At 55.0% G+C, this 12,562-nt stretch carries 14 protein-coding genes and 1 pseudogene; 3 read left to right on the top strand and 12 right to left on the bottom strand.

What is annotated here, in order from left to right:
• Nucleotides 1-8: 8 nt before the first annotated feature.
• On the top strand, nucleotides 9-818 hold the full coding sequence (locus tag HMPREF2792_RS12375) for a class I SAM-dependent methyltransferase (RefSeq protein ID WP_070533981.1): 810 nt from the start codon (nucleotides 9-11) through the stop codon (nucleotides 816-818).
• A gap of 23 nt (nucleotides 819-841) precedes the next feature.
• Nucleotides 842-1,642 carry an LmeA family phospholipid-binding protein gene (locus HMPREF2792_RS12380; protein ID WP_070533984.1) on the top strand — a complete coding sequence of 267 codons (801 nt, stop codon included), beginning with the start codon at nucleotides 842-844 and terminating at the stop codon, nucleotides 1,640-1,642.
• Nucleotides 1,643-1,645: 3 nt separating this feature from the next.
• Here HMPREF2792_RS12380 and HMPREF2792_RS12385 read toward each other — a convergent pair whose 3' ends face one another.
• The 6 genes from HMPREF2792_RS12385 to HMPREF2792_RS12410 form a co-directional block, all read right to left on the bottom strand.
• On the bottom strand, nucleotides 1,646-2,107 hold the full coding sequence (locus HMPREF2792_RS12385; protein ID WP_070533987.1) for a deoxyribose-phosphate aldolase: 462 nt from the start codon (nucleotides 2,105-2,107) through the stop codon (nucleotides 1,646-1,648).
• A complete protein-coding gene (locus tag HMPREF2792_RS12390; protein ID WP_070533990.1) occupies nucleotides 2,107-2,397 on the bottom strand; it encodes a DUF2516 family protein in 291 nt (96 codons plus the stop codon). The genes HMPREF2792_RS12385 and HMPREF2792_RS12390 overlap by 1 nt, the downstream gene beginning before the upstream one ends.
• Nucleotides 2,398-2,400: 3 nt before the next feature.
• On the bottom strand, nucleotides 2,401-2,844 hold the full coding sequence (locus tag HMPREF2792_RS12395) for a CGLAU_01105 family protein (protein ID WP_070533993.1): 444 nt from the start codon (nucleotides 2,842-2,844) through the stop codon (nucleotides 2,401-2,403).
• A gap of 15 nt (nucleotides 2,845-2,859) precedes the next feature.
• On the bottom strand, nucleotides 2,860-4,194 hold the full coding sequence (locus HMPREF2792_RS12400; protein WP_070533995.1) for a DUF445 domain-containing protein: 1,335 nt from the start codon (nucleotides 4,192-4,194) through the stop codon (nucleotides 2,860-2,862).
• 113 nt (nucleotides 4,195-4,307) lie between these two features.
• Entirely contained in the window at nucleotides 4,308-5,048 is a 741-nt protein-coding gene (locus HMPREF2792_RS12405; protein WP_070534001.1) for an ABC transporter permease, read from the bottom strand.
• On the bottom strand, nucleotides 5,045-5,749 hold the full coding sequence (locus HMPREF2792_RS12410) for an ABC transporter ATP-binding protein (RefSeq protein WP_070534003.1): 705 nt from the start codon (nucleotides 5,747-5,749) through the stop codon (nucleotides 5,045-5,047). The genes HMPREF2792_RS12405 and HMPREF2792_RS12410 overlap by 4 nt, the downstream gene beginning before the upstream one ends.
• A gap of 38 nt (nucleotides 5,750-5,787) precedes the next feature.
• Between HMPREF2792_RS12410 and HMPREF2792_RS12415 the strand changes: the two genes are divergently transcribed.
• Nucleotides 5,788-6,408, top strand: a complete 621-nt coding sequence (locus HMPREF2792_RS12415; protein ID WP_158011607.1) for a TetR/AcrR family transcriptional regulator — start codon at nucleotides 5,788-5,790, stop codon at nucleotides 6,406-6,408.
• 232 nt (nucleotides 6,409-6,640) lie between these two features.
• Here HMPREF2792_RS12415 and HMPREF2792_RS12815 read toward each other — a convergent pair.
• From HMPREF2792_RS12815 to HMPREF2792_RS12440, 6 genes and pseudogenes are all read right to left on the bottom strand, one after another.
• Nucleotides 6,641-8,023: pseudogene (locus HMPREF2792_RS12815) on the bottom strand (TIGR00366 family protein); the annotation flags it as partial.
• A 189-nt stretch (nucleotides 8,024-8,212) separates the two neighbouring features.
• Complete coding sequence (locus HMPREF2792_RS13500) at nucleotides 8,213-8,443, bottom strand: Zn-ribbon domain-containing OB-fold protein (RefSeq protein WP_083306445.1); 231 nt, start codon at nucleotides 8,441-8,443, stop codon at nucleotides 8,213-8,215.
• 3 nt (nucleotides 8,444-8,446) lie between these two features.
• The gene (locus HMPREF2792_RS12425; RefSeq protein WP_070534007.1) at nucleotides 8,447-9,598 is read right to left on the bottom strand and encodes a thiolase domain-containing protein; all 1,152 of its coding nucleotides are present in this window, start codon (nucleotides 9,596-9,598) and stop codon (nucleotides 8,447-8,449) included.
• Nucleotides 9,598-10,227: a 3-oxoacid CoA-transferase subunit B gene (locus HMPREF2792_RS12430; protein ID WP_083306447.1), complete on the bottom strand. Its 630-nt coding sequence runs from the start codon at nucleotides 10,225-10,227 to the stop codon at nucleotides 9,598-9,600. Before HMPREF2792_RS12430 ends, HMPREF2792_RS12425 begins: the two co-directional genes overlap by 1 nt.
• A 31-nt stretch (nucleotides 10,228-10,258) precedes the next feature.
• Entirely contained in the window at nucleotides 10,259-10,954 is a 696-nt protein-coding gene (locus tag HMPREF2792_RS12435) for a CoA transferase subunit A (protein ID WP_070534011.1), read from the bottom strand.
• A gap of 119 nt (nucleotides 10,955-11,073) precedes the next feature.
• Entirely contained in the window at nucleotides 11,074-12,222 is a 1,149-nt protein-coding gene (locus tag HMPREF2792_RS12440) for a helix-turn-helix domain-containing protein (RefSeq protein WP_070534014.1), read from the bottom strand.
• Between the last annotated feature and the right edge of the window lie 340 nt (nucleotides 12,223-12,562).

Consider the following 12,562-nt stretch of genomic DNA (forward strand, 5'->3'; position numbering starts at 1 on the left):
TTGTTGCCATGGCCGATCACGCGCATAACCTGAAGGCTCAGGAAAGCGCTGGTCGGCCTTTTGGCGTTGTTACCCGCGGCACCACTAATCCCAACCGCCTGCGCCGCTGCGATCGGTGGATGGTGGCGCACCCGGAAATCTCCTCGCTGCTGCGCTCCACGAGTAAGCCGCTGGCTCTCGACGTCGGCTACGGCGCCTCCCACACCACCACGGTGGAGTGGGCCGGGTGGCTGCGCAACGTCAATCCTCACACCCGGGTGACGGGTCTGGAGATTTCCCCCGAGCGCGTCCTGCCGCCTCGCGATGGCGTGGCCTTTGAGCTCGGAGGCTTCGAGCTGGCCGGCTACCACCCGCAGCTGGTGCGGGCCTTCAACGTGCTGCGCCAGTACGACGTGAACCAGGTAGAGAAGGCCTGGGAGACGGTGACCTCGCGCTTGGCACCGGGCGGCTTCTTCGTGGAGGGAACCTGCGACGAGCTGGGGCGCAGGGCTGCCTGGGTGCTTCTCGACGCCTCCGGCCCACGCACCCTAACCCTCGCCTGGGATCCCTTCGACGTTGCGCGCCCCAGCGATATCGCGGAGCGCTTGCCCAAAATCCTCATCCACCGCAACGTGCCGGGCGAGCCGATCCACGAGCTCTTGCAGGCGGCCGACGCCGCCTGGGACCGCGCCGCCGGCTGGTCTCCTTATGGCCCGCGAGTGCGCTGGCGCATGGCGCGCGAAGAACTCCGGCAGACAGTTCCCATCGATCCGGTACACCGCCGCCTGCGGGATAACGTGCTCACAGTGGATTGGAACCTGGTAGTTGGCCATCTTTAAGCCGGTGCGCCACACTAGTAGTCATGGCTTCTTCTAAATCTTCCGCCTCGACGGCCTGGAAAATCTTCATTGGCGTACTCGTGGTACTCCTGCTCATCATCTTGGTAGCTGAGCTCGGCCTGCGCTGGTTCTTGGGTTCACAGATGAAGAGCCAATTCACCCAGTCCGCCAAGGAACAGGGCGTGGAGACCTCCGAGGAACCGGAGGTGAGCTTCGGTGCTAGCCCCATGGTCTTTGGCATGCTCAACGGCAAGATTCCGCAGATGGATATGAAGACCCCGTCCACGCTGAAGATTGATGGCACCAACATCGCTGGCCAACCGGCCGCTGATGTCCACGTCGAAGACATGACGCTGTCCCAGGAGCCGGTCGCGGGCACTCTGCGGGCCTCGACGACGGTCCCGGATCAGTTCCTGCTTGCCAGCTTCCAGAAGGCCATTGCTGAGCAGTCTGGCTATGATGCCTTGGGCAACCTCGTGGTGACCGCAATTACCGCCAACGATGCCGAGGATGACCTCGAGGTGGAATTCGCCGGCGGCTTGGCCACGCTCTCGCTCAAGCCGGAGGCTCGCGACGGCAAGCTCGCCATCGATGCGAAGGAAGCATCGCTCTTCGGCTTCGACCTGCCGGAGCAGGCGACCTCCGCGATTTCGAATGCCTTGGCCGAAGGCATGGAGGAACAACTCGCGGGGCAAAAGCTCACCTTTGAGTCCGTGGACGTCGGCGCCGGCGAGCTCACGCTGACTCTCGTTGGCCACGACGTCCCGATGAGTGAGCTCGATTCCGCCACGGCACCAGCACCGGAATCGGCACCGGCCAACTAAGGCTTAAGAATTAGGGCGCAGGCTCTCTACGGTGAGCTGCGTGTCTAGGTCTTCGTCGTCTGAAACGACGGACCCCGGATCAACAAGGGATTGATAGCCCGCCTGCTCCGCCAGGCGGGCTATTTCTGTCAGCGGCAAGCGCGAGTCTTCGGGAAGAATAAGCCCCAAACGCACGGGCAGCGGGCAGGCCTCGCGGAGGGTGACGAGCTCGGAGAGGAGCGAGGTGGCGTCGCCAAGCAGTGCATCCACCGCAACCCACACCTCTGCGGCGCCTGATTGCACGGCCAGCCGCGCCTCCGCCGCCTTCACCAAAGAGTGGTGGCGCCCGGTGGGATAGCCGGCAACGGCAATGACGTGCTCGGCGCCCTCGGCGGCAAGCACATGGTGCGGGGAGACAAGCACTCGCTGCTGCCCCGCGGATTGGGTCCGCACCTCCTCCAGGGAGGCCTCAAGTAGGTTCAGCATTAGTAGGAATAATCGCCGTTGATGATGGCCTTAAGCTGCGGGCGCACATCGAACCAGTAGATACCGGTGATGATGGCACCAATCCAGCTAACAAAATACAGCGGCAGGTTCATCACCAGGGCGGAGCCGACGAGCAGCCCGACCCATACCCATTTGTTCTGGCGGTCACCGGCGCGGAAGGCATCCTCCCGCGTCATCGCCGCTAGGACGGCACCGATGAGGGCAAAAAGGGATACCGCCATAAAAATGTACTGCGGTATCGACGAAATAATATCTAGAAAAGTGTGCATTAATTAGTTCTCGTCAACGACTTCGCCGTCGATGACATCGTCGTTCGGCTTTGCTGCATAGGGGTTGCGCGGGCTCTGCGGCTGCTGGCCCGCCGCGCGCTGCTCCTTGGCGTTGTTGATAGCGCCCTGAACCCCCTCACGGGTCTCGGTGAAGGCGGTGTTGAAATCCTCACGAGCCTTCACGAAGGACTCCGAATTGCGGGTCTCGCGTGCAGCGGAGGACACAGACTCCCCGATGTTCTTGGCCGTGGAGGTCACGCGGTCAAAGAAGGACTCTTCCTTCGCGGTGCCATCACCCATGCCCGCCGCATCAGCGGCGCGGGCAATGCGTTCCGCCTGCGCGTTCTGGGCCTGGTTCTGGCGCTCTTCCTTGAAACGGCCACCAAAATCCTTGGCCACATCAAAAGCAGAGGAACCGGCATTCTTGATTGAGTCAAATACGGACATGGTCGTCACTCCTTGTTAGACGCCAAAAAGCAGATGATTAACAGTGTAGATAACCAACCCAGCCAGTGCACCCACGACCGTGCCGTTGAGGCGAATGAACTGCAGGTCCTTGCCCACCATGAGCTCGATGTTCTCGGAAGCCTCCTGAGCATCCCAGCGCTTAATGGTCTCCGGGATAATCGCGATGATCTCCGGTGCGAACTTCTCCACCGCGTAGCGCGCGACCTTGTCCACGAACGCATTGGCCTGGGCCAGGAACTCCGAATCCTCCAGCAGCCGGTGCGCCATTTCTTTCACCTTGGCGGTCATCTTCTGGCGCAGGAAGGACTCCGGGTCAGTGAGCTGCTCAATAAGCGTGGAGGAGACCGTCGCCCACATTGCCGCCGGGGCCTTCTGCGCCTGATCGGAGGCCAGCATTTCCTGCTTGATTCCCTCGATGCGCCCGCGCATATCCTCATCCCACTGCAGGTCCGAGGCCAGCTTGGACAGGTTACGGCGAATGGCCAGGCGGGCCTCGTGGTTGCCGTTGCGGCGAACCTCATCGGCGAACTCCACGAGCTCGGCGTAGACCTTCTCCCCCACCATCTCGCGGGCAAAGCGCAGCGCCCAGCCGGGCATGCGCTCATCGATGGCGGTGACCACCGTGGATTCCATCCCGAGGATCTTTCCGTGCGCCCAGTCAATGAGGTCATCCTCCAACGGCCGCGCCTTGCCTTCCGCGATATAGCCCTCCAACAGACGGCCCAGCGGCGGGCCCCACTCGGGTTCTGCCAGACGGTCCATGACCTGGGTGCGGATGAATTGCTCTGCCTCCGCCGGGTCTAGGTCCGCGACCACGCTGGCGGCGCGCTCACCAATCCACGCGGAGACCTCCTCCGCCCGCCCAGGCTCCACGCCCTGGCGCGCCAGCCACAGCGGTAGCTCCGCCTCCCGCACCTTGGCGCTGAGCGCATCCGCGGTGAGGAAGTTCTCCTCCACGAAGTCCTTGAGCGCATCGCCCACGCGGTCCTTGTTGTTGGGGATGAGCGCGGTGTGCGGGATGGGCAGCCTCATCGGCCGGCGGAACAGCGCGGTCACGGCGAACCAGTCCGCCAATCCACCGACCATTCCTGCCTCCGCCGCCGCGCGCACGTAGCCCACCCAGACGGGAGCCCCGCTTGCCGACGCCTGCCACCACGAACACCCCAAAAAGATCACCGCCGCACCAATCAGGAAGGACAGCGCAATCGCCTTCCAGCGGCGCAGGTCCGCCCGGCGCGCCTCCTGGTTTCCTGGCTGCGGCACAAACGACGTCTGCGACGCCGACGTTTCCCGAGCCGGCTCAAGCCCTGCGTCCGCGCGGTGCGTCATGGGTTGGTTCTCCTTAGTGTTTCGAAGACGGAGTGAAGCTTCGTTCTATAACACTAGTGCTCCCACCGGACACGCTCGATAAGCTATCGCTGCCAGCCCTGCTCCGTGCAGTTTTACGGCGTTCTACGTTGAAGGCTGAGCGATGCGATACCGAGCAGCACCACGCAGAATGCCAAGAGCACGACAGCATCAATGGTGATATTTCCCTCTGGGAATGAATGAAGCTCGGCCGCTCCTCCAAAGGCTTGCATCGCATCCACCGCGTAGGTGACCGGCATGCCGAGGGAAATTACTTCGAGGACCTGGGGCATACTTTCGCGCGGAACAATGAGTCCGCAGAGAAGAAACTGGGGGACAACAACTGCCGGGACGAACTGCACCACTTGGAACTCCGTGCGCGCGAACGCCGAGGCAGTTAAGCCCGCGGCGGTACCAACTAAAGCGTCGAGCAGCGCGATGGCGAAGAAGGCCGGTACCGAACCGTCGACCTCAACACCCAACCACATCACGCACACGGCGACCGTGATGAGAGTCTGGACCAACGAGAGCAGGCCGAATGCCAGTGCATATCCCCCGATGAAGGAGCCACGGGATACAGGCATGGTCAGTGTGCGCTCCAAGGTTCCGGAGCGGCGTTCCCGAAGCGTGGTAATAGAAGCCACGAGGAACATCACGAGGAATGGGAACAACGCGAAGATGGCATGAGCTATGCGGCCGAATAGTGGCGTATCGAGGAGAATCCAATACAGTAGCGCCATCAGTAGGGAGGGAACGGCGAAGATAAACACTAGGGTTCGCGGATCCCGCCGCAACTGCGTCAACACGCGCCGTGCAACAACCATCGTCGTTCTCATCGCTCCATCACCGCCACAAATGCTTCTTCCATCGAGGACGCTCCGGCCTGAGCCAGAATCTCGTTTCGCGTGCCGTGCATTACGCGGCCTTCCCTGACAAAGAGGACGTCATCGCAGCGATCCGCTTCGTCGAGGATGTGGCTGGAGATGATCAGTGACGTCCCTTCCTGGCTGAGCTCATTGAACAAATCCCATAGCCGTTGGCGCAGCAAAGGGTCGAGGCCAACAGTCGGCTCATCTAATACAACAAGCTCCGGGTTGGGCAGCAACGCCATTGCTAGGCTGACGCGGCTTCGCTGTCCGCCGCTCAAGTGCCCGCAGAGCTTGCTGGCATGATCGTGCAGTTCGAGCCTCACAAGAATCTCATCCTGACGCTCTTTTGAGAGCCCGTAAATGCGACGAACATAGTCCAGGTTCTCGCTAACGGTCAGGTCTTCAAAGGTGCTCGCGGCTTGGGTCGCGTACGAAACCCGGGACCGCAAATCCGGATGACCGGCCGGCAGCCCCAGCACCGTCACGTCTCCACTCACATTGGCCTGGGTGCCAACGATCATGCGTATCAGCGTGGTCTTTCCTGAGCCCGAAGGCCCCACGAGCGCGGTCATGGAGCCACGAGGAATCTCAAAGCTTGCGTCTTTGATGATTCGGGCCGATGCCCGCTCCATCGACACAGCGATGTCTTTACTCTGTGTTCTGTTCATATCTTGAATGCTCCTCGCACACAGCTACAATGTCGAACGTGGTTAATAAAAGACGCGGACGCCCGCGTGGCAAATCGCAGGCCCGCGAAGACATCATTAACGCAGCTAGGAAGAGTTTTACTGAGCAAGGCTACAAAGCCACTACCCTCCGGGAAATTGCACAAAATGCCGGCGTGGATCATTCCTTGGTGAATTATTACTTTGGCTCGAAGGAGAACCTCTTCAACGAGTCCCTCCTCGATGGCTTTAGTCCGGCTGCAGTTTTCAAGCGGGTACGCGACACTCCTGGAATCACCGTCTCCAACCTCCCCCGGCTCCTGTCGCATGCATTCGTTGCATTCTGCGAGTCCCCACCATTCCAACGCACCGTGACCAGCACACTGCGCCTGGCTTTTGAAGACCAAGAAACACAGACGCTAGTGACCGACTACGTGGAACACGAAATCTTCCACGAGGCAGAAAAGCTCCTACAGGAGCTCCGCTCAGAATCACCCCGCGCCCTGTCCGCCAGTTCCCACGAGGCAGTCATCGGCATGTCGACGGTATTACTCGGCGCCCTAACATCGCGCTACATACTCCAAAGTCGCCCCCACACTGAGCTATCCCCGCACGAGTTCAGAGTGTGCGTCGAACGCCTACTCAGAGGTGCACTCGCCTAGGCCACCCGCACATCATAAAGTTCACCCTTTGCCCCAAGACACCATCCAGAATGAGGTTTCAGGCACGCCCAATAGCCGCCACCACTAAGATCGATTTCTAGCCTTTTGAAAACCAGCCTGCCGAGGACTATTCCGCTCAACTAAAGTAAAGCATTCTGCTCCTTGAGCAACCGCCCCGCGTTTAACCTCTCAATCGAGATAAATGGGGACATCGTCAAGAGCGGCCACAGCACTACCCAAATGCAGCTCGAACGTAGAAATAGATACAAGAAATAACTATTACGGTGAGAACTGCCGGCAACGTGTAACTGACGACTTGGCTAAATTTCATTTTGAAGTTGGCCAAATAGGGTAGAGCAAAGAAGGGAATTAGAAGATTCGTTGTCGCATCACCCATTTGATACGCCTGCAACACTAGACCCAAGTCAGCACCAAGATCCAAAGTTGTCGGGACCATGTAAGGAGCCTCGATAACGAACTTTGAGCCACCTGAAGGAACTGCAATATTCAACAACCCAGAATACAGAAATGCGATTACCGGCCAAGTGTTTTCAGTCGAAATGCTCGTGAAGAAATCGGTGATCACCACACCAAGACCCGTTGCGCTAATCAAGCCAAAAATTCCGGCATAGAACGGGAACTGAAGAATGAATCCCCAAGTTCCGTCAATTCCCTTTTTAATCAGACTCGCATAATATTCTGGCCCATGTTGCGCACAAAGCAGCATGCCCAATGTCACAAAGAGGAAGTTGAAAGAGTTTAAGTCTAATCCTGCAATTCCCTTCGAAATTAGCGACCAAACGCTATAAGCAAATCCAACAATTCCGATAAAGTACATTATCCAACGCGAACCGTTAACTTTTTCTGCAGGCGTATTCCGTTTCACGATGACTTTCTCTTGACCTTTTTCAATCTCGTCAAGTAACTCATCATCAATCGGTTCGATTTGCGATTCCTCTTTAGGGTGCATCAAGATCGCATAAACAATCGTGACAGCCAAGCAAACTGCAAGAAGTATGAAGAAATCTAGACGGAGAATAGTCTCAGTCATGCCTAGGGATTCTGGTGTTTGCTCCTTGTACTCCTCCGGAACCAAATCCTTTAGATATCCCGGCGTTGCAGCATATAGAACAGCCGCGCCAGAGATGCCAGAGCTTGATGGCAAGAATGCCATAAAAAGAGCCGCAACCATTACAGGCGGATGAATTCCCATCTTGCGTCGTCGTGCTTGCGCAAGAATTTCCTTACCAAGAACGATTGCAGCCATCATTCCCAATCCCCAGTGGATGAATCCCAAGCCACCAGCGACTACTGATCCCAGAACAATCGCTTGGACACGGGTTTTAGGAATCTTGGCTATCGAAGACAGAACTTTCTGAGCGGGAGGCGATGAAGCAACTGCACTGCCTGACGCAAGCAAAACTGTCATCTGCATTGTAAATGCCAAAAGGTTCCAAAAAGAGTCAGCCCAAGCTGAGACGAGTGAGACCTTTTCAGGATCTGTAGACAACAGAGGAGTGTCCGTTAAAAAGTAGGCCAGCAATGCGACCAGTATCGTAAGAGACAGACAGATAACAAACGACTCTGGCATCCATTTGATAAACCAGGCGATATATTTTCGCGAAAACTCTTTTGGTCACCGCCGCGCTTATTTCCTTCGCCACCCCGAAGGGCACTCTTAGGAAGAGAGCGGTTAGCTGAATCGGAAGACATCTCTTCCACCTCCTTGCTGGATAAATTATGATCGATGTTTTCGAAACGCGTTTAGCCAGGTTTTCTTCGTAACCAGAAGTCTTACGAAGCCTCAGCCATCTTTTTCTTGGTTACTACGGCTTGCAATCCTGAATTGTCCATCTTCGCCAGTGCCTTCAACCGGCATCCCTACGTATATTTCAACATCATCGTTGAAACCTTCCAGGCGAACACATTCGGTTCCCGTGGCAGTCTCTATAAGAGCAACGCAATAGGGAACTCGATCCTCAAACCCCTCTGGAGCAGTGCGAATTACTGTAAAAGTCTTAATTCTTCCTTCCACGCTTCACACTCCCCTGAGAATTGATACAACGCATGTAGCTGCAGTCCCTCCAATATTGTGGGTCAGTCCTACAGAGGCGTTTGAAACCTGACGTTCGTCAGCATCTCCACGCAACTGGGTTACAACCTCAACAACTTGGCAGATGCCCGTCGCACCAATCGGGTGCCCCTTTGCCTTAAGACCTCCACTAGTATTGATGGGAATTCGTCCACCCCTGCTTATATCCCCAGAACGGATCGCATCACCCCCCTTTCCGACTTCAGCGAATCCAAGATCCTCCATGTTGATTATCTGGGTAATGCTGAAACAATCATGCACTTCTGCCAAATCAATATCTTTGGGCGCAAGCTTTGCTTGCTCATATGCTTTACCAGCGGCCCGCTTAGTTGCAGCAAAGCTAGTAATAGATTTCTTAGCCCCTAAAGTTAATGCATCACCACCATGACCAATTCCAGCCACTTTTACACACTGACTCCCTCTAATCGGTTTCGAAGAGAGCACTAGGAACGCTGCCCCATCAGTTATAAGCGAACAGTCGTACAGTCCAATGGGATCCGCGACAAGTGGCGCTTCTAAGACTTGCTCAATACTGACTTCTTTGCGCATCTGCGCATGCGGGTTCAACGAGGCATTCGCATGAGAGTTGACCGACGCCATCGCCATTTCCTCTTTGACATTGCGATGCTCATAAAAGTATCGCTGTGCAATAAGACCAAAAGCTCCAGGAAAGGAGAGACCCGAGGCAGCTTCCAGATCAACGTCCATAGCCGATGCAAGTGCTTTAGTAACTGTGGGGGTTGTCTGGTGCGTCATCCTTTCAACGCCGCCGACTAGGACTGTCTCGTAGAGGCCTGCCTGGATAGCGTGCACTCCTTGGAGATAAGCTAAACCGCCTGACGCACAGGCAGCTTCAACCCGCATACTAGGGACACCGTAGATTCCGAGCTCCTCGGCGACCAAGGCTCCCAGATGCCCCTGGTTCATCAACTGCCCACCGGCAAAATTCCCGACGTATACTGCTTCAATTTCATCGATACCGATTCCGGCGTCTTGAATTGCTTTGGTTCCTGCTTCCTGAATTAGCTCCCTCGAGGACCTATCTGGAAATTTTCCTAAGAGTGTTTCACCAATTCCACAAACATAAACGTTCTTCATTAGACCATGTCTCCTCGGAGATCTATTTCAAAATCCGCGCTAGTGTTCTCGCGGATTTCCTCTTCGCTGACCCCCGGGGCTAAAGCGCGAAGAATAAGGGTTGAGTCGATGATCTCGAAGTCTCCTAGATTGGTAATCACTCGGTTAACCACGCTTCGTCCTGTGACTGGAAGCGTGCATTCCTTAAGCAGCTTTGGTTCTCCTTTTTTGGTTAGGTGGTCCATCAAAACGACCACGCGACGAGCTCCAGAAACCAAATCCATTGCACCCCCCATGCCTTTGATCATCTTTCCTGGAATCTTCCAGTTCGCCAGATCCCCCGTTTGACTCACTTCTAAAGCCCCAAGAAATGCAGCAGCCATACGTCCGGAACGGATCATTGAAAACGACACCGACGAATCGAAGATGGAAGTCCCTGGAACAAAAGTAATTGTTTGCTTACCAGCGTTAATTAGATCCGGGTCTTCGTCTCCAGGCGCCGGATGCGGCCCCATTCCGAGAATTCCGTTTTCGCTTTGGAGCACAACATTTACCCCTTCAGGCAAATTGTTGGCGATTAGAGTGGGAACTCCAATCCCAAGATTTACATAGTCACCGTCCCTAAGCTCCTTTGCTGCTACCTGGGCCATCTCATTTCTAGTCCACATTTTTTCTCCTCATCTATCCGGCTGAGTTCACAACGTGCTCGATGACCGAAGGAGTTTCGGCTTGCAAAAGATGATCGACAAACACCCCGGGAGTATGGATATCATCAGGACCCAATTCACCTTTTGCGACGATATTCTCTGCTTCTGCGAATGTTGTCTTTCCACACATCGCCACAAGCGGATTGAAATTCCTGGCGGTCAGCCTGTACCTGAGGTTTCCTGAACGGTCAGCCTCATAGGCTCGAACGAGCCCAAAATCGGCCTTGATCGCGGTTTCAAAAAGGAACGTTTCCCCGTCAAATTCACGCGTTTCTTTTCCCTCCCCGATTTCTGTTCCTACTCCGGTCTTCGTGTAGAAACCCGCAATCCCCGAACCACCAGCGCGCATTCGCTCAGCAAGAGTTCCTTGCGGAACAAATTCAAGGTCGATTTCACCAGAGAGATACTTCTCCATAAAGAGTTTGTTCTCGCCGATATAACTTGCCTTAACCCTCGAGACTTGTCCCTCCTCCAGGAGGCAACCCAACCCCACTCCATCAATTGAGAGATTGTTAGAAACAACGGTAAGCTCTCTAACCTTCGAGGATCTGACTATCTCAATCAAATCTAGCGGCAAACCGCATGTACCAAAGCCACCGACAGCTATTGTTGCCCCATCAAAAAGAGCAGCCTCGAAAGCCTCCCGCACATCAGTGCACTTGTTAGCCACTGCCTAGCCTCCTGTCATCAAACCAACATTCAATGTGACCTAGAGTACAGGGGAATATTACAGGTGACTATAGTCTCAATTATGAAGTTGGCGCGAATCTTTGTAGATTTTCACAAATTCTATGAATGTCGCAGCTCTACAAGTTCTGCTTGGATCGCCCACAGCGCCCCAAAAACACTGTCAAAATGAGCAGCCTGAAATCCAGTTAGACTCATGAACTTATCGACTCGATACCGAACAGTATTTGAGTGCAGATGAAGAATTCTCGCTGATACTGCATAATTCATACTGTTCTTTAACCAGACACTGACTGTCTCTAATATTTCAGTCGCATTCCTCGATTTTAATATGACCGGTTCTACAAAGACAGGCCGATAGAGCGAAGCCAACTCTTTTGTCTCAAGAAATGCAAGTCTCCAACCTGCTGTCTCCACATCAAGATTGGAATCAATTCCGAACGCATCCTTAACGTCCATTACCTTTTTAGCAATAGCATCCGATTCACAAAGACGCTGAACTTCGACAAGGCTTCCTATCGCCAGCGAGCATTCAGGAAGTGGTTCAGCAGCTTCTGGAATTACACCCACGCATTCATTCCCATCAACAAGAACTGGAAATCTCTCCGCACCAAACTCACCGACAGAGCCACGCCCTGCAGATGCTCCTATAATTCGCCGAAGCACTGAGGCATTGCCATCTCCGTACATCCTCACAGCGGCATATCGCTGTGCTTTGTTGAAGCCAACCCTCTCGAGATCCTCCTCATCGAAAGCCCCTGAAAGCACGGCCCGGAGGGAATGCGCCCGTTCTTCGGCATCCCTTTGGGCTTTGCTAATCTCCAACTCGTGAAACGTTGTCGCCGATCTAAGGAGAAAGGCATCGCCAACTTGCCATAGGATTCGTGAACCACTTGCAAAGAGACTCCTTGGCAGTACTTGCGCCCCTAACGCAACGTAAGCCTCATGAATTCTTCTGATCGACACCCGAAAGGCAAGAATAACTTCGCCAAAAGAGACGCCTTGCTCAAACCGCAGTGAAGTAACTTCCTCTGCAGAATCCATTTCTTCGGCAGTCGGGGCATACCCCCGCTCAAGTGCTCGCAACGACCAATCGAGATTGCTATCAACCGATAGTGTCAAGCTGTCAAGAGGCACTCCCTCATAGGCGCTAAAGTTCCGATATATTTCTTCCGACGTTTGGATTTTTAGACTTTTTCGCTGCGTTTCAAGGGAAACAAGAATAGGGTCGAACCCTTGTGTAGAATCCATGTCTCAAATCTAGTCATCGTTTTCTATCGATTTGGACGATTACAGAAACAGCACACGCTGTACCAACACCGCAGAGCAATCTGCCTTTCCTTTTTAGGATTTTCGAGAACTGCGGGTTGAAAACCAGTGCTCTCATCCCAAAAGACGGCCCTCGTCAGGCCACCCCATACACAAAAAATTGAGCTTCCCGTCTGGAAGCCATCTCGTGTGCATTGCCTGTTGCTCTGTCCCCTTCCACCAATGCCAACAACCCCACCTCCGCACATGGGCTCCCATGTGTGTTTGGAGGTGGGGGTTGTGGTGGTGTCAGTACAGAAACTTAGGCGTTCAACGTCCTAGG

Source organism: Corynebacterium sp. HMSC068H04, from assembly GCF_001811255.1.
In the GTDB taxonomy this organism is placed as follows: domain Bacteria; phylum Actinomycetota; class Actinomycetes; order Mycobacteriales; family Mycobacteriaceae; genus Corynebacterium; species Corynebacterium hesseae.

Bases quoted from the DNA above. Each gene is read 5' to 3' on its own strand.
- HMPREF2792_RS12395 (WP_070533993.1), bottom strand. From the start codon at position 2,844: ATGTCCGTATTTGACTCAATCAAGAATGCCGGTTCCTCTGCTTTTGAT.
- HMPREF2792_RS12385 (WP_070533987.1), bottom strand. From the start codon at position 2,107: ATGCTGAACCTACTTGAGGCCTCCCTGGAGGAGGTGCGGACCCAATCC.
- HMPREF2792_RS12425 (WP_070534007.1), bottom strand. From the start codon at position 9,598: ATGAAGAACGTTTATGTTTGTGGAATTGGTGAAACACTCTTAGGAAAA.
- HMPREF2792_RS12400 (WP_070533995.1), bottom strand. From the start codon at position 4,194: ATGACGCACCGCGCGGACGCAGGGCTTGAGCCGGCTCGGGAAACGTCG.
- HMPREF2792_RS12380 (WP_070533984.1), top strand. From the start codon at position 842: ATGGCTTCTTCTAAATCTTCCGCCTCGACGGCCTGGAAAATCTTCATT.
- HMPREF2792_RS12405 (WP_070534001.1), bottom strand. From the start codon at position 5,048: ATGAGAACGACGATGGTTGTTGCACGGCGCGTGTTGACGCAGTTGCGG.
- HMPREF2792_RS12375 (WP_070533981.1), top strand. From the start codon at position 9: ATGGCCGATCACGCGCATAACCTGAAGGCTCAGGAAAGCGCTGGTCGG.
- HMPREF2792_RS12430 (WP_083306447.1), bottom strand. From the start codon at position 10,227: ATGGCCCAGGTAGCAGCAAAGGAGCTTAGGGACGGTGACTATGTAAAT.
- HMPREF2792_RS12440 (WP_070534014.1), bottom strand. From the start codon at position 12,222: ATGGATTCTACACAAGGGTTCGACCCTATTCTTGTTTCCCTTGAAACG.
- HMPREF2792_RS12410 (WP_070534003.1), bottom strand. From the start codon at position 5,749: ATGAACAGAACACAGAGTAAAGACATCGCTGTGTCGATGGAGCGGGCA.
- HMPREF2792_RS12390 (WP_070533990.1), bottom strand. From the start codon at position 2,397: ATGCACACTTTTCTAGATATTATTTCGTCGATACCGCAGTACATTTTT.